This window comes from Streptomyces tuirus (genome assembly GCF_014701095.1).
In the GTDB taxonomy this organism is placed as follows: Bacteria; Actinomycetota; Actinomycetes; order Streptomycetales; family Streptomycetaceae; genus Streptomyces; species Streptomyces tuirus.
Genome location: NZ_AP023439.1, coordinates 4,880,373 through 4,895,152, shown reverse-complemented (window position 1 = coordinate 4,895,152; position 14,780 = coordinate 4,880,373). Strand labels below are relative to the sequence as shown.

13 protein-coding genes are annotated in these 14,780 nt (G+C 69.1%); 3 read left to right on the top strand and 10 right to left on the bottom strand.

Annotated features, from left to right (window positions below; genetic code table 11):
• Positions 1 to 27 precede the first annotated feature (27 nt).
• Positions 28 to 582, top strand: a complete 555-nt coding sequence (locus tag IGS69_RS22645; RefSeq protein WP_190902366.1) for a peroxiredoxin — start codon at positions 28 to 30, stop codon at positions 580 to 582.
• A gap of 6 nt (positions 583 to 588) precedes the next feature.
• The gene (locus tag IGS69_RS22640) at positions 589 to 1,122 is read left to right on the top strand and encodes an alkyl hydroperoxide reductase (RefSeq protein ID WP_031103031.1); all 534 of its coding nucleotides are present in this window, start codon (positions 589 to 591) and stop codon (positions 1,120 to 1,122) included.
• Positions 1,123 to 1,202: 80 nt separating this feature from the next.
• Here IGS69_RS22640 and IGS69_RS22635 read toward each other — a convergent pair whose 3' ends face one another.
• The 8 genes from IGS69_RS22635 to IGS69_RS22600 all read right to left on the bottom strand — a co-directional run bounded on the left by IGS69_RS22635 (position 1,203) and on the right by IGS69_RS22600 (position 10,237).
• Entirely contained in the window at positions 1,203 to 2,510 is a 1,308-nt protein-coding gene (locus tag IGS69_RS22635) for an AI-2E family transporter (protein ID WP_190902365.1), read from the bottom strand.
• Positions 2,511 to 2,646: 136 nt separating this feature from the next.
• Positions 2,647 to 3,348 (bottom strand): aggregation-promoting factor C-terminal-like domain-containing protein, encoded by a 702-nt coding sequence (locus IGS69_RS22630; RefSeq protein WP_190902364.1) that lies wholly within the window; start codon positions 3,346 to 3,348, stop codon positions 2,647 to 2,649.
• Positions 3,349 to 3,768: 420 nt separating this feature from the next.
• On the bottom strand, positions 3,769 to 5,094 hold the full coding sequence (locus IGS69_RS22625) for a PhoH family protein (RefSeq protein ID WP_190902363.1): 1,326 nt from the start codon (positions 5,092 to 5,094) through the stop codon (positions 3,769 to 3,771).
• Between the two features lie 353 nt (positions 5,095 to 5,447).
• Positions 5,448 to 6,221, bottom strand: coding sequence for an isoprenyl transferase (locus IGS69_RS22620; RefSeq protein ID WP_031103025.1), 774 nt, complete (start codon positions 6,219 to 6,221; stop codon positions 5,448 to 5,450).
• 823 nt (positions 6,222 to 7,044) lie between these two features.
• Entirely contained in the window at positions 7,045 to 7,506 is a 462-nt protein-coding gene (locus tag IGS69_RS22615) for a GNAT family N-acetyltransferase (protein ID WP_190902362.1), read from the bottom strand.
• A 35-nt stretch (positions 7,507 to 7,541) separates the two neighbouring features.
• Positions 7,542 to 8,441 (bottom strand): LLM class flavin-dependent oxidoreductase, encoded by a 900-nt coding sequence (locus IGS69_RS22610; protein ID WP_190902361.1) that lies wholly within the window; start codon positions 8,439 to 8,441, stop codon positions 7,542 to 7,544.
• A gap of 102 nt (positions 8,442 to 8,543) precedes the next feature.
• A complete protein-coding gene (locus IGS69_RS22605; protein WP_385863573.1) occupies positions 8,544 to 9,533 on the bottom strand; it encodes a hypothetical protein in 990 nt (329 codons plus the stop codon).
• A gap of 44 nt (positions 9,534 to 9,577) precedes the next feature.
• Positions 9,578 to 10,237, bottom strand: a complete 660-nt coding sequence (locus tag IGS69_RS22600) for a hypothetical protein (protein WP_190902359.1) — start codon at positions 10,235 to 10,237, stop codon at positions 9,578 to 9,580.
• 309 nt (positions 10,238 to 10,546) lie between these two features.
• Between IGS69_RS22600 and IGS69_RS22595 the strand changes: the two genes are divergently transcribed.
• Positions 10,547 to 10,930 carry a DUF192 domain-containing protein gene (locus IGS69_RS22595; protein WP_190902358.1) on the top strand — a complete coding sequence of 128 codons (384 nt, stop codon included), beginning with the start codon at positions 10,547 to 10,549 and terminating at the stop codon, positions 10,928 to 10,930.
• A gap of 465 nt (positions 10,931 to 11,395) precedes the next feature.
• Here the strand turns inward: IGS69_RS22595 and IGS69_RS22590 are convergent, their stop codons facing one another.
• Both IGS69_RS22590 and IGS69_RS22585 read right to left on the bottom strand, forming a co-directional pair.
• Positions 11,396 to 12,118, bottom strand: a complete 723-nt coding sequence (locus IGS69_RS22590) for a hypothetical protein (RefSeq protein WP_190902357.1) — start codon at positions 12,116 to 12,118, stop codon at positions 11,396 to 11,398.
• Between the two features lie 46 nt (positions 12,119 to 12,164).
• Positions 12,165 to 14,666, bottom strand: coding sequence for a hypothetical protein (locus IGS69_RS22585; RefSeq protein WP_190902356.1), 2,502 nt, complete (start codon positions 14,664 to 14,666; stop codon positions 12,165 to 12,167).
• Positions 14,667 to 14,780: the final 114 nt, after the last annotated feature.

Below are 14,780 nucleotides of genomic sequence, written 5' to 3'. Positions count from 1 at the left end.
GGAGTTTCTTCGCTGCAAGGAGTGTGTGTGCTCACCGTCGGTGACAAGTTCCCCGAGTTCGACCTGACCGCCTGCGTCTCGCTGGAGAAGGGCAAGGAGTTCGAGCAGATCAACCACAAGACCTACGAGGGTCAGTGGAAGATCGTCTTCGCCTGGCCCAAGGACTTCACCTTCGTGTGCCCGACCGAGATCGCCGCCTTCGGCAAGCTGAACGACGAGTTCGCCGACCGCGACGCGCAGGTCCTCGGCTTCTCCGGTGACTCCGAGTTCGTCCACCACGCCTGGCGCAAGGACCACGACGACCTGCGCGACCTGCCGTTCCCGATGATGGCCGACTCCAAGCACGAGCTGATGCGCGACCTCGGCATCGAGGGCGAGGACGGCTTCGCCAAGCGCGCGGTGTTCATCGTGGACCAGAACAACGAGATCCAGTTCTCCATGGTGACCGCGGGCTCGGTCGGCCGTAACCCGAAGGAGGTCCTCCGGGTCCTGGACGCGCTCCAGACGGACGAGCTCTGCCCCTGCAACTGGTCGAAGGGCGACGAGACCCTCGACCCCGTCGCGCTGCTCTCCGGGGAGTGATCTGACATGTCGCTGGACGCCCTGAAGTCCGCCATACCGGACTACGCCAAGGACCTGAAGCTCAACCTGGGCTCGGTCATCGGCAACTCCGACCTGCCGGCCCAGCAGCTGTGGGGCACGGTGCTCTCGACGGCCATCGCCTCGCGCTCCCCGATCGTGCTGCGCGAGCTGGAGCCGGAGGCGAAGGCGAACCTGTCGCCGGAGGCGTACACGGCCGCCAAGGCCGCCGCCGCGGTGATGGCGATGAACAACGTCTTCTACCGCACCCGTCACCTGCTGTCGGACCACGAGTACGGCACCCTGCGCGCGGGTCTGCGGATGAACGTCATCGGCAACCCGGGTGTCGACAAGGTCGACTTCGAGCTGTGGTCCTTCGCCGTCTCGGCCATCAACGGCTGCGGCATGTGCCTGGACTCCCACGAGCAGGTCCTGCGCAAGGCGGGCCTCGACCGCGAGGTCGTCCAGGAGGCCTTCAAGATCGCCTCCGTGATCCAGGCGGTCGGCGTCACGCTGGACGCCGAGGCGGTCCTGGCCGAGTAACCCCGGCCGCCCGCCTCGCATCGCAGGGCCCCGCCCACCTGACCGGTGGACGGGGCCCTGCCGCCGTTCTCGAAGTCCCGCTACCGGGGCGGCGTCCCCGGGCCGGGCTCCGCGCTCACCGCCGTGGCCCCGCGCGGCCGCACCGAATGCCGGAGTGCCGATTTCTGCGAGTACGACCGCAGATAGCCGGCGACCGTGTTCGTCACCGCCACCAGCGGCACGGCGACCACCGCACCACCGATCCCGGCCACCATCGCGCCCGCCGCCACCGACAGCACCACCGCCAGCGGATGGACCCGGACGGCGCGCCCCAGGATGAACGGCTGCAGGATGTGCCCCTCGATCTGCTGCACCGCCAGCACCACCACCAGCGTCATGACGGCCGTGAACACCCCCTGGGTGACCAGCGCGACGACCACCGCCAGCGCCCCGGACACCACCGCACCCACCAGCGGGATGAACGCGAACAGGAAGACGAACACCGCCAGCGGCACGGCCATCGGCACATCGAGGAAGTAGATGCCAAGACCGATGAAGATGGCGTCGATCAGTGCGACGATCACCGTGCCCCGCACGTACCCGGTCAGCGTCCGCCATGCCGCCGGACCGGCCCCGGCCACTCCCGGCCGTGCCGCCGCCGGCACCAGCTTCAGCGTCCACTCCCAGATCCGCTTGCCGTCGTAGAGCAGGAACAGGGTGCAGAAGACCGACAGCAGGATCCCGGTGAGCGCCTCGACGACGACGGTCACGCCTTCCAGGCCCGCCGAGGTGATCTGGTCGGTGTTCGCCCCGACCGCTTCCCGCAGGTTCTTGGCGATCTCGTTGATCTGCTTGTCGGTGACGTGGAAGGGGCTGTTCAGCAGCCAGTTCCGCAACTCGTCGATGCCGTCCTGGATCTGGCCCGAGAGGTCGTCGATGTTCTCCATGACCTGCCAGGTCACGAACCAGCCGATGAGGCCGATGACGACGAAGCCGAGGATGGCCGTCAGGGCGGTCGCCGGCCCGCGCGGCACGCCGTGGCGCCGCAGCCGCGCCACCGTCGGCTGCAGCATCGCCGTGATGAGCAGGGCGATGACGAAGGAGAGCACCACGAGCTGGACGGCGCTGATGACGCGCATCAGCACCCACACGGTGCCCGCGAGGACGAGGAGCCGCCAGCCGGCCTCGGCCGCGACCCGCACCCCCCACGGCACGGCCAGGGCGGGATCGGGGCGGGCGGGGACGTCGGGTGCGTAGTCCGGGGGCGGCGGCACGTGTTCGTCGGTGAGCACCGGGGAGTCCGGTTCGTCCCGCTCCCGTTCGGCCTCGGCGCGGCGCTCGTTGTAGCGCTCGCTCATCTCGGTCAGCCCGGCACCGAGCCGGCCGAGCCACCCTGGCACTCGCGACATGATCCGTCCTCTTCCCCCGTCTTGGCGCACCACTCCCCCGGGGAGCCGTCCGTCCGACCGTACATGGCGCGAGCCCCGCACCGGACTGCGGTGCGGGGCTCGTGCGAAGGGCGGGATCGGCCGTGGGCCGGCCGGCTCAGTACCAGTTGTTGGCCTGCCAGAACGACCAGGCCTCACAGGGGCTGCCGTAGCGGTCGTTCATGTAGTTCAGGCCCCATTTGATCTGGGTGGCCGGGTTGGTCTGCCAGTCGGCGCCGGCGGACGACATCTTGGAACCGGGCAGCGCCTGGAACATGCCGTAGGCCCCGGAGGAGGGGTTGACCGCCTTGTAGTTCCAGTCGGACTCGTGGTCCACGATGTTGCTGAAGCACTGGAACTGACCGGCCGGCACCATCTGCCGTGCCATCGCCTGGAGCTGGGCGATGCTGTAGGAGGTCGCGACGGGGAAGTCGGAGATGTCCTTGGAGCGGCTGGCGGCGGCCTTGGCCTCCGCGCGCTCCTTGGCCGCTGCCTCGGCAGCCTTCTCGGCCTTCTCGGCGGCTTCCTTCTTGGCGACGGCCGTCTCGGCGGCGGCCTTGCGGGCGGCCTCCTCGGCGTCCTTCTTCGCGCTCGCGTCCGCCTGGATGGCCTGTGCGTCGGCCTGCTGCGTCAGCGACGCGGTCTGCACCTGGGCCTGCTGGCCCGCGGGGATGTCCGCGAGCAGCGTGGCGCCGGTTGCCGTCGCTTCCGCGTCGTTGTTCTGCGCGGTGCTGCCCGAGGCAACGCCGACGACGCTTCCGACAGCGGTGACCGCCGTGGCCGAAGCCACTGCGAATCCCCGGACCGAGATCCGGCTCACACGGTTTTCCTTCCAGCATCGCCCGCTTCGGTGACCCTCGCGGACGCAATCGTGCCCCTGGCACTGGCCTCCCCAACTGCGGGGTCACGGGAGGCGCGGGCCCGGTGGGCAACTCCCCCAAGGGGAGCGCCGTGTGTAGCTCGGGCGGCATACGACATCGCTATGCAGTTGATGCTGAAGCTTTTGTGGTGCCGTACCGCTGGGGGTACAGGTGTGTCGTATGCGGGGCCTGACAGGAGTGAGACTCTGCCGCAACCGGACGGGGCAAGGCAATTCTGAGTTGCGTGTGAAAGCTCACATCCCGTTTGACGCGGGAGATTCACAGAAACGCCCACACGCGAAGGCGCCGCCCGGCTAGGCTTTTCGCCTTTTCCGGACGGCGCCAACTATCGGATAACCGCCATGACTTGGTGCAGTCGGTCAGATCTGCCCGTCTTCGAGCATTTCGGTCACAAGGGCGGCGATCTGGGACCTCTCGGACCGCGTCAGGGTCACGTGCGCGAAGAGCGGATGCCCCTTCAGCTTCTCGACGACGGCGACGACACCGTCGTACCGGCCGACCCTGAGGTTGTCCCGCTGGGCCACGTCATGGGTGAGAACCACCCGTGAATTGGCCCCGATCCGGGACAGAACGGTAAGAAGTACGTTCCTCTCCAGCGACTGGGCCTCGTCCACGATGACGAACGCGTCGTGCAGCGAGCGGCCGCGGATGTGGGTGAGCGGCAGGACCTCCAGCATCCCGCGCGCGGTGACCTCCTCGATGACCTCGCGGCTGGTGACCGCCGACAGCGTGTCGAACACGGCCTGCGCCCAGGGGCTCATCTTCTCGGCCTCGGAGCCCGGCAGATAGCCCAGCTCCTGCCCGCCCACCGCGTACAGCGGACGGAAGACCATCACCTTCTGGTGCTGACGGCGCTCCAGCACCGCCTCCAGGCCCGCGCACAGCGCCAGCGCCGATTTGCCGGTGCCGGCCCGGCCGCCCATCGACACGATCCCGACGTCCGGGTCGAGCAGCAGGTCGAGCGCGATCCGCTGCTCGGCACTGCGGCCCTTGATGCCGAACGCCTCACGATCCCCGCGCACGACACGGATGTTGCCGTCGGGGGTGACCCGCCCGAGTGCCTTGCCGCGCTCCGACTGGATCATCAGGCCCGTGTGCACCGGCAGGCCGGCGGCCTCGGGGACGTGGACGTGCCCTTCCTCGAAGAGGATGTCCACCTGCTCGCCAGGCAGGGTCAGTTCGGACATTCCGGTCCAGCCGGAGGCGTCCGTGATGGCGAGCTCCGCGCGGTACTCCTCGGCGAGGAGTCCGACGGAGGACGCCTTGATCCTGAGCGGGAGGTCCTTGGACACGACGGTGACGTCGAACCCCTCGGCCTGCAGATTGCGGGCGACCGCGAGGATGCGGGAGTCGTTGTCCCCCAGGCGGTAGCCGCTGGGCAGCACGCTGGGGTCCGAGTGGTTGAGCTCGACACGGACGGTCCCGCCCAGATCCCCGATGGGGATGGGGGCGTCGAGGCGACCGTGCCGGACGCGGAACTCGTCGAGCAGGCGCAGGGCCTGCCGGGCGAAGTAGCCGAGTTCGGGGTGGTGCCGCTTGGCCTCCAGTTCCGTGACCACCACGATGGGGAGCACGACCTCGTGCTCGTCGAAGCGGTTCAGGGCGTTCGGGTCGGCCAGCAGGACGCTGGTGTCGAGAACATAGGTGCGCCGGTCGGGCTTGTGGCGCTTTGTGCTGGTCACCACGGAAGGACGTACCCCCTCGGATGAGGTCGGGGAGCGACGGTATGGAGCTGGACCGGTCGTCGGCCGCCCTGCGCGGGCCGAGAACCGGCCCTCCGCCTCTTCGTCCGTGCTGTGACCGCACGATCGGGCTGGTGCAAAGGGCCTCCCGGGCGGACGGCCCCGTGCCGTCCGCTGAGATCCGACACCCGTGGTTCGGGCGTCGACCTGTCTGAGTTATGCCCTCGAACGAGCGTCGCCATGCCACGGCATATGACGGCGACCCGGTGAACTCCGCGTTACGCCCGTCTTCAAGGGGGTACCGGGAGGTGTTGCGACGTGGGACGTCCTGTGGTCGTGGTGTCCGGTGCGGGGGGTCAGCCGCCGTAGCGCCGGTGGCGGGCCGCGTAGTCGCGCATGGCGCGCAGGAAGTCCACCTTGCGGAACGCCGGCCAGAACACGTCACAGAAGTAGTACTCGGAGTGCGCGGTCTGCCAGAGCATGAATCCGGACAGCCGCTGCTCGCCGCTGGTACGGATCACCAGGTCGGGGTCGGGCTGGTGGCTCGTGTAGAGGTGACGCCCGATCATGTCGGTGTCGACGGCCTCGGCGAGCGCCTCCATCGAGGTGCCCTTCTCCTGGGCGTCGAGCAGCATCGACCGCACGGCGTCGGCGATCTCCTGCCGTCCGCCGTAGCCGATGGCGACGTTCACCACTATTCCGTCGACGTGGGCTGTGGTCTCCTCGGCCTCCTTGAGGACCGTCTGCATCGCGGAGGGCAGCAGGTCGGGCGTGCCGACGTGGTGCACGCGCCAGCGGCCGTCGGCGGCCAGGGTGCGGACGACGTCCTCGATGATGCCGAGGAGGGGGACGAGCTCTTCCTGCGGCCGGTCGAAGTTGTCCGTGGACAACAGCCAGAGGGTGACGACCTCGACGTCGGTCTCGGTGCACCAGCCGAGGAACTCCTCGATCTTCCCGGCCCCGGCCCGGTGACCGTCGACGGTGCTGGAACCGGCGGCCTTCGCCCAGCGCCGGTTGCCGTCCATGATGACGCCGATGTGCTTGGGCACCTGAGCGTGGTCCAGGTGGCCTTCCACCCGGCGTGCGTACAGCCTGACCAGCAGGCCGCGCAGCTTGTCGCGCAGGTTCACGTGATTGTCAGCCCCTCCGTACGGATCGGACAGGCCGCGGCGTGCGGCCCGGTCTTGGCCGCGGGCGGTCCCTGCCCGTATGGCAGTCCCCGGAGGCGAAGCCTACCCCCGCCGCGGCCCTGGGCCGCCAACGGGGGCGGAACGATCGGTTCCGGCCGGTGGTTCGAGCCGCCCGGCGGGCAAAGAAAAACGGGCCGGTCCGTGGGGGGGGAGACGGACCGGCCCGAGGGGGGGTTTCCACCATAACCCTTCGTAAGTGATGCTGCGTGCATCGGCGTGCCACAACTACTCTCCGGAGCCGCCCGGCGACGCGGCGATGCTCACGGAAGCCCTCGTTCAGGGCCCGCTTCCGGCCGGAACACTGCGCATACGCAGGGGAATCGGGCGCTCCGTGGCGGGATCCGGGCGATTTTCCGCACCTTGGGGACCAGTCGGGTGACTTGTCACGGCATCCCCCCGACGGGTGACCCCCGCCGCGCCCGCCCGCTTGACCGTCACGACCCGGGGGCGGAGTCCGATTCGCCGCTTTGCCGACTCGACATCGGCGGAGCGCGGGCTCGACATCGGCGGAGGGCCGACTCGGCATCGCCGGTGCGCCGGCTCGGTGCGGAGGCCATGGCACCGCGCAGCCCCCTCCACTGCGCGGTACCGCCCGCGCAGCTTTGCTCACGCGAATTACCCTGGTCCGAACCTACGTGAGCGGTGACGCGGAGGCGAGCGGTGAGCGATAACGATGTGAAAACTCTCGTCGGAAGATGCGCAAGTGCAGTGAGTGAAAGGAGTGACGCACGAGGTACGTCCCGCCGCTCGGCCGCGGTGCTTCTCAGTCGAGGACGAGCATGACGTGCTCCTCGTCGCCGTGCCGGACGGTGCCGTGCCGCTGGAAGCCGTGCTTCTCGAGGAGGCGCACGGAGCCGGTGTTGCCGGTGACGGGGTCCGCGTGCAGGGGCCGGTTCTGCTCCCGCTCCAGGAAGAAGGCGAGGGCACGGCTGCCGATGCCGCGGCCCCAGTACGGGCGCCCGAGCCAGTACCCGAGGAAGCGGCGGTCCGCGTCCCACCAGGCGACGATGTTGCCGGCGACCTCGCCGTCGACGGTCACGGCCTGCACGTGGACGGTGTCGTCCCCGAGGACGCTGGTCTTCCAGTGCCGCAGGAACGCCTCGCGCGGCCGAGGGGTGAACCTCGACCGCCGAACGGCTTCCGGATCGTGCTCGTACGCCAGGAAGAACTCGAGGTCGGCTTCCGCGACGTCACGCAGACGCACGTCCATGTCGTCATCGCTCATGCCCGGAGTGTGGCAGCGGCCACTGACAACGGGCCTCAGGGAACGAGCGGGCGCACCTCTTCCGCCGCGAACCGCACGAACCCCTCCGGGTCGGGTTCGTCCGCCGTCGGTTGCAGGACGACGCTGTCTGCCCCGGCCTCGACCAGCCGCTCGGCGGCCTTGGCCACAGCCCCGGCGTCTCCCGCGACCCCGAGGTCCGGTACGGACTCCACCCCCTCGGCGACGAGCTCCGCGTGCAGCCGGGCGGCGGCGTCGGGCCCGGTGGCGGTGAGCAGGTAGACGACGACGGGGTGGTGCCCGGAGCCCGGTGGCCCGGCTTCGGCTCCACGGCCGGCTGCCGCCCGCCCCTCCTCGATGAGCCGCCGTGCCGTGCGCACGCCCTCGGCGTTGGTGGAAGCGGTCAGGATGGTGCCGTCGGCGGCCTCGCCGGTGAGGCGTAGCGACAGCGGACCGGTGGCCCCGGCCAGTACCCCGCCGTGCCGGCCGTCCGGCGGCCAGTCGAGAGCGACGTCGTCGAGCTTGACGTACCGCCCGTCGACCGTGACGCGCTCGCCGGCCAGCAGGGCCCGCAGCGCGAGGAGATGCTCTCGCAGCAGGGTGACGGGCGACTCGACGCGGGCGCCGACCTGCCCCATCCAGTCCTGCACGCCGTGCCCCACACCGAGGATCGCCCGCCCGGGGAACATCCGGTGCAGCGAGGCGGCCTCCATGGCGGTGACGGCCACGTTCCGCAGGGGCACGGGCAGCAACCCCACCCCGACCCGCACCCGCTCGGTCCACGCGAGGGCAGCGGCGGCGGTGGAGATGCCGCCTTCCCTGAAACAGTCCTCCCAGAGCCAGAGCTCGTCGAGCCCGGCGTCATCGGCCAGCCGGGCCACGGATCGGAGTCGTTCGGGGGCGAGTTGGGGGCGGAAGACTGCGCCGAGTGGGGTCATGCTGCTCTTCCTACCCGGGCCGGGGCGCGACGGACACGCGACGCACCGGCCGGGGGCGGCCCCTCGCGAGTGCCTGTCCCACCGGCCGGAAACGGTGCCGGTTCAGCGGTTGACGGCCTGGATCTCCTGTACGACGACGTTCTGCGCCCCGCCGAAGGAGCCGTCCGGCAGGCGCTGTTCGCCGGCCACGCCTGTACCGGTCCAGTGGATCTTCCAGGTGACCGTCGCCCTGAGCTGGTACGACCCATCGCCCGACGACCGCAGGTACTTAACGCCGCAGGGCGGGGCGTCATTGGTCTTTCCCTTGGCGTACGGCTCGCCGATTCGGCCGTTCTGAATCTGACACACGCCTGAGGCAGGGTAGGTCTCGGCATCTGCGGTGCCCGGTTCGATCTTCACCGATACCGGTTCGGCGGTTGTGGTCGCCTGGATGCCCAGGAGTGGAACAGAGGCCGTCACCGACACGGGCTTGAATTCCGCCGCATCCAGCCACGCCCAAGTAGGCAGGTTCACCTTGGTGTTCGCCTGCGGGGCAAGATCCATCTTCGTGGAGGGCACCCGCACTTCGGCGTAGGCCAGCTGCGCGAGGACCTCGGCAGTGATGGCCTGCGGGATGTCGGCCGGCGGATCGTCGTTCTCGTCCACCCAGAAGATGGGCTTGTCGCAGTCAAGCGCCCCCGGGTCCCCCTCGCGGCCGGGTGTGACGTAGAAGTCCCACCAATAGCCCTTGCCGGTCTTGTCCTTGTTGAAGTCTTTGTAGGGGTGACCGTTGACGTAGCGGTCACGTTGCTTGGCATCCCACTCGTAGCCGGTCGAGCCGACTTCCCATGTGGGCTCCAAGTACTTCTGCAGCTGCTCCGGCGAGTACTTCGGAGCGTAGTAGCAAGCCGGCGGGGTCCAGGTCGTCGAAGACGTCACGGGGCCTGCGGACTGGCCTGAGCCGTTGTTGGAACGGTCGAAGACGACAACTCCTGCAGTGGACGACAGGGTGCCGCCGCTGGAGTCACCCTGGACGTTCTTTTTAGGCGGTGGCATCTGGGTTCCGCCACCAATGACGTTGTCCGCCTGTGCGGGGGCTCCGCACAGCATCATCGAACCGATCGCAACAGGCACGATCAGAGCCCGGGAAGCCGACCTCAAGGCTGGCACCTGTCGCTCCCCCTCTGGGAAAGGATCTTCTCGATGACCCAGACACCCTTGTCGTTCTTCTGAAGCAGGGTGTTGTACAGCACGTAGCTGTTCTTCGTTGCCGGGGTCTTGTTGATCTTCTTGGTCTTCAAGTACATGTCATAGGCCTTGCTCTGGTCCTCGCAGTACACGAGCGACCCACTGCCCTTGCCCCTGACGGTGACAACAGGGTCGTAGAAGCGGTACGCGCCCGTGACGCGAGCTTTGGCCTTGACGTAAGCCTGGATGAACGTCTGCGTTCCCGCCGCGGCCTCGCCCTCGTAGTAATAGAGGTAGGGCTTGTCGAGCGCGTCTTGATTGACGATTGCCAGGTCCACCGCCTTGATCGACTGCTCGCTGTCGGCCAGAATCGCGTCCTTCTCCTTGTTCCCTGTCTTGGGCCAGTCGAAGGCGTAGGAGAGGTCGGACGGCAGGTCGATCTTCGGCCGTCCGGCAGGCGCCGGGTCGGAGGCCGTCGGGGATGCAGAAGCCTCGCTTCCCGTGTCGGCTCCCGCGATCTTGTCGTTGTCCTTGCCCGTGGAGCTGTCGTCGCTCCCGCACGCGGACAGCGTCAGGGCCGCAGCGGCGGTCAGCGTGAGCGCTGCGAGGAGGGTGGGGCGGCGGGTCACGGTCGACTCCCGGGAGGTGGCGAGGCTTCTCTTGAGCGAACCCAAGCTATACAGCGGGGTGCGGCCGCACCAGTGTGAAGCTTGTCAACTGGCGGGCAGTATGGAGAGGAATCGGCGTTTCGTCGTCCGGTTCGAGCCGTAACGGTTGCGTAACGCGCCGTGGGTGAACGCCAACAGCGGTGCGGTGTACGGCGTTTCAGTCAGGAATCCGCAAAGGGCCTGGGTCCGTGGGCTCATGTGGGAGCTGATGTCTGCGGATACCTTCGGGCGGAGAGCCGCTGGCATGCGGCGCGGTCGGAGGGGGCCCGGATGGGGCGGCGTTGGCGGGACGGGCGTGGGGAACTGGTCGTGCACGGTGGTGATGGGCAGGCGCCCGTCCGGGTGCCGCTGGAGATCGCAGCCTCCTATCGGGCCCGGACCAGGGGGCTGTTGGGGCGGGACTCCCTCGACGGGGCGATCTTCCTCTCCCCCGCCAACAGCGTGCACACCTTTCGGATGCGCATGGCGATCGACGTCGCCTATCTCGATCGGCACCTTCGCGTCGTCGCCGTGCGCACCATGCGGCCCGGGCGGCTGGGGCTGCCTCGGCTGCGGGCCAGGCATGTGGTGGAGGCCGAGGCCGGGGCGATGGATGGGTGGGGGGTGCGGGAAGGGGCTCGGGTGGACGTCGTGGTGTCGGCGGAGGAGGGGTAAGGCCGCCAAGGGTTGAGGCAGGGCCGGCGCCGGTCTCCTCGATCACGGAGCGCTCGACCGCCCCCACCGTCCAGCCGGCGAAGCCACAGGAGTCGGGGGTTCATAGTCGGCCAAGAGCACGCTCAACGGTCCGGGCGCTACGCATGCAGTTCGGCGCGCGTCCTACGACGCGCGAGCAGCGTCAGCGCCTGCGCGAGATGTCCGTGCGGGAGGATGCGCCATGAGATTGGCAGGCCCGTTCCCTTGCCGACACGGGAAAGACCTGGTCACATACTCCGGCCCCGGAACGAATCTGCCTATCGCCGTCCCGGGCCGCCCTGCGGTCAGTGCGTGTGCACCGCTCCATTTCGAAGACCCACGGTTTGCGCCGGTCTCGGGCAACTCCTGTGGCCGCCGGAAGCCGAAGCCCCGCAGGGAAGCTCTAGCAGTGGAACTACTCGCCCTTTCCTTCAGCCTCCGCGCCGACTAACGCTCCGCCTTTCCGTCTCCCCATTCGAAGAGCCTCCCCTGTGCCGCCTCCGCGTTGTCCCAACTCGCCGGACCGCCCGGCTTCACCGACAGGCGATCCAGAGCCGCCCTGGCCTCAGGACTCCCCATCGCGCCCAGCAGCTCGATGGCAGAGTCCGCGCCGATGTCCTCGATCACGCAGCGCTCGGCCGTGTCCACCGCCCAGTCGGCGAAACGGCCGGGGTCGGAGTCCAGGGCCAGCCAGCGGAACACCGAGTCGGCGATGTCGTCCCTCAGCCGCGGGATCATGGCGAGCATCGCCGCTTCGACGTGGTCAACGACATGCCGCTGAAGCGGGTACAGCCTTTCCCGTCCCCGCCACTCGCGCACCAGCTCGTCCACACCGGCCCACGTCACCTGGCTCGTGCGGGGCATCCTCTCCCCCACCGCCTGGTGGAACTCCTCCCACACGTGCCACAACAGGCCCGGAGGCGGCGGCTGAGGCACATCCGGCGCCAACTCCGGGTCCTCCAGCAGCTCGGTCACCACCTGCCGAGCCTCCACCACCCGCTCATCGGTGCGCGGCAGGTCCCCGATCCGATCCCAGTCGCCCCCGTCCCAAGGCTGTGGCAAGGACCGAAGGGCGCGGGGCAGAACGTAGTCACCCTCCGGATCACGCCATCGCGCGACCTGCGGATCCCACATCTCCTCGGCACTCAGCTCCGCGTCCGACTCGCTCATCTCCGCCGTCCCGCCACGTCTCGTGGCTGTCGTCCACTCGTTCGTCTCATTCGATGCCCAGATACGCCTTTGCGCTGTCCGGGTCCTTCATCTTCGACCAGTCCATCGTGCCGTTCGCCGTCCGCTCGTCGACGGCACGCTGCATCCTGCCGAGCTGGTCGGCGGACAGACCCTGGCCGGCCACCTTCACGTCCACACGGTTCTTGGCCATCTCACCGGCCGCCGTTCTGGTGTCCTTCGCCGGCTTGCCGTTTCGGGCGGGCTTGAACTCGCTGAAGACCGACGTCCAGCGGTCCACCGTCTCGATCTCCACGGTGGCCTTGCGGCCCGGCTCCTTGCTCGCCCACTTCTCGAGCCTCTCGACCTGATTGGCGAAGTCCGCCTTGCGTGTGGCCGAGCCGGCGTTCTTGACCTCCTTGACGTTCACGGTGCCGTTCCTGTCCTTGTAGACCACGTCCGCGTCCGGGATCTCGTCGAGATTCACCTTCTCCCCGTTGCCCAAGTCAGCTTCCTTGCGGTTCATCTTGCCGCCGACTCCGGCGTCCACGTGGGTTCCGGGGGCCGCGTCTTCAGCAGCGCGGCGTACGGCGTTCACCTCCGCGCGTGCCTCGGCAAGCTTGTTGGCGTCGGAGGCATTGGCGACCTTGCCCTCCAGCGCCGCGGCGGCATCGCCGTTGACGTTTCGGCGGCGTGCGAGGTCGGTGATCTCGTCGAGCGCGTCGGCCGCGTCCTTCGTTCTGATCTCACCGGGTGCAGGGGGGTCCTTGGCGCGGTTGACGAGCCCGTCTATCTGGTCGTCAGGCACCGAAGAGCCCCGCTCCCGCAGCGCGGCCTTCGCCGCTTCGGCCCTGGCGTCGAGTGCCTCCTGCTGGGCCTGGCGTGCATCGTCGACGTCGTCGCCCGTGCATTCCTCGCCGCCTCCTGCGGCGACGACGATCCGGCCGGCTTGCGGGCCCGCCAGGACGCCTGTGCCGGTGCCCGGGACTCCGCGCAGGCTGCCGCCACCGCCGTACGGGACGCGCCCGAAGGCGATGGTGCAGCTGCCGTTCGTCTCGGCTTTCTTCTTGGCCTCGTCGGCGTGCTTCTGGGCCTCGTCCGCGGCCTTCTTCGCGCCGTCGAAGTCGCCCGTCTTGGCCGCCTTGCGCGCCTTCTCCGCCGCATCGGACGCCTTGTCGAGGGCTTCGCCGACCTCGGCCAGCTTCTTGAACTTGGTGAACTTCGTGATGGTCTTCGGGCTGAAGATGCCGACGACGTTGACCACGGTGTTGCCGATGGAGGCGCCGTAGTTGCCCTTCTCCCAGTTCTCCTTGTCGACCAGTGTGTCGACCGCCAGGTCGGACACGAAGTCCTCGGGCGAACTGACCCAGCCCCACGCGGAGGACAGGTAGTTCCCCTTGTCCCACTCCTTGCCCAACTCGTCGGCCTTGTCGCCCCACCAGTCGGTGGTGTAGCCCTTCAGACCGTTCCAGGTGTCCTTGACCGAGCCGACCGGGTCGCTGACGACGTCCATCGTGCTGGCAAGGAAGCTCTTGGTAGGCGCTACGAAGAAGCCGCGGACATGGTCCATGAACGTCTTGTCGTGGCGCTCCTGGTCGTGAACGTCGTCCCATAGGGACCTGTCCTCGAACGGGCCCGGAGCGAGCGGGATCGTGTCGTTCGGGCCCGCGCCCTCGTAGGTGATGATCTGGGCCGACGCGGGGATGCCGCTGCCGCCCGTGTCACCGACGCCCGTGCCGTCGCGGGATTCCGTGCCGCCGTCGGTTTCCGTGCCGCCGCCGGCTTCGGTGTCTCCCTGGCCGCCCGCACCGCCCGGGGTGCCCGACCCACCATGGGTTCCCGAGTCGCCCTGGGTGCCCGCATCGTCGTTCGCGGCCGTGCCGCCGTCCGGGCCCGCGCCGTTGCCGCCGTCGGCGCCGGCGTCCGCATCGCCCTGGTGCGCACCGTCGTTGTCCCCGGCCGCGCCCGTCTCCGTGACATCGCCCTGTGGAGCGGGGCAGGCCGTGCCCGTCACCGAGCAGACCGCCGACTGGATGCCGTCGGCGATACGCCCGCCGAGGCCGCCCACCGACAGCGCGACGACGATCGCCGCGACCACCGCGATGAGCCCCGCGTACTCCACCGCGGTCTGGCCCTCGTCGCGTCGCCAGCGGATCATTCTCCCCAGGCTGAACGCCCGCCGCTCCTCCCTGTCCTGGGGAGGGCTCTCGAACCACTCGCGCGACCGGGCCCGGCGCAACAGCACGATGACCGCCACCGGCATCGCCGCCTGCGTGATGCCCCGCAGATCACCGTGCACCAGCGTGCCGAACGACAGCCACACGATCCACGCCTGTACGGCGATCAGCGCGCGGCTCGTCCACACCCCGCCCCGCCACAGGCGCCGGGCCAGGCAGATCCCGGCCACGCCGGGCAGCGAGTCGTACGCCAGGATCCCGAAGATCTCCCCGGAGTGGTACGTCACCACCGACAGCACGGTGACCACGTACAGCACCGTCAGCGCGAACTGCACCCACAGCAGTACCTGCGCCCAGCCCAGCTCCCTCGGCAACGGCGAGTGCCGTTCCCAGGACGGGGGATTCTGTGTACCCCCCACTCCGTACGGGGGTATCCGGTCACCGGCAGGGGACATGCGCGACCTCAGCTCAGCTCGGGAAACGGCCGT

What these genes read in the sequence shown, in the direction of transcription:
- IGS69_RS22605 (WP_385863573.1), bottom strand. Translation starts at nt 9,533, where the DNA reads ATGATGCTGTGCGGAGCCCCCGCACAGGCGGACAACGTCATTGGTGGC.
- IGS69_RS22595 (WP_190902358.1), top strand. Translation starts at nt 10,547, where the DNA reads ATGGGGCGGCGTTGGCGGGACGGGCGTGGGGAACTGGTCGTGCACGGT.
- IGS69_RS22640 (WP_031103031.1), top strand. Translation starts at nt 589, where the DNA reads ATGTCGCTGGACGCCCTGAAGTCCGCCATACCGGACTACGCCAAGGAC.
- IGS69_RS22590 (WP_190902357.1), bottom strand. Translation starts at nt 12,118, where the DNA reads ATGAGCGAGTCGGACGCGGAGCTGAGTGCCGAGGAGATGTGGGATCCG.
- IGS69_RS22635 (WP_190902365.1), bottom strand. Translation starts at nt 2,510, where the DNA reads ATGTCGCGAGTGCCAGGGTGGCTCGGCCGGCTCGGTGCCGGGCTGACC.
- IGS69_RS22615 (WP_190902362.1), bottom strand. Translation starts at nt 7,506, where the DNA reads ATGAGCGATGACGACATGGACGTGCGTCTGCGTGACGTCGCGGAAGCC.
- IGS69_RS22610 (WP_190902361.1), bottom strand. Translation starts at nt 8,441, where the DNA reads ATGACCCCACTCGGCGCAGTCTTCCGCCCCCAACTCGCCCCCGAACGA.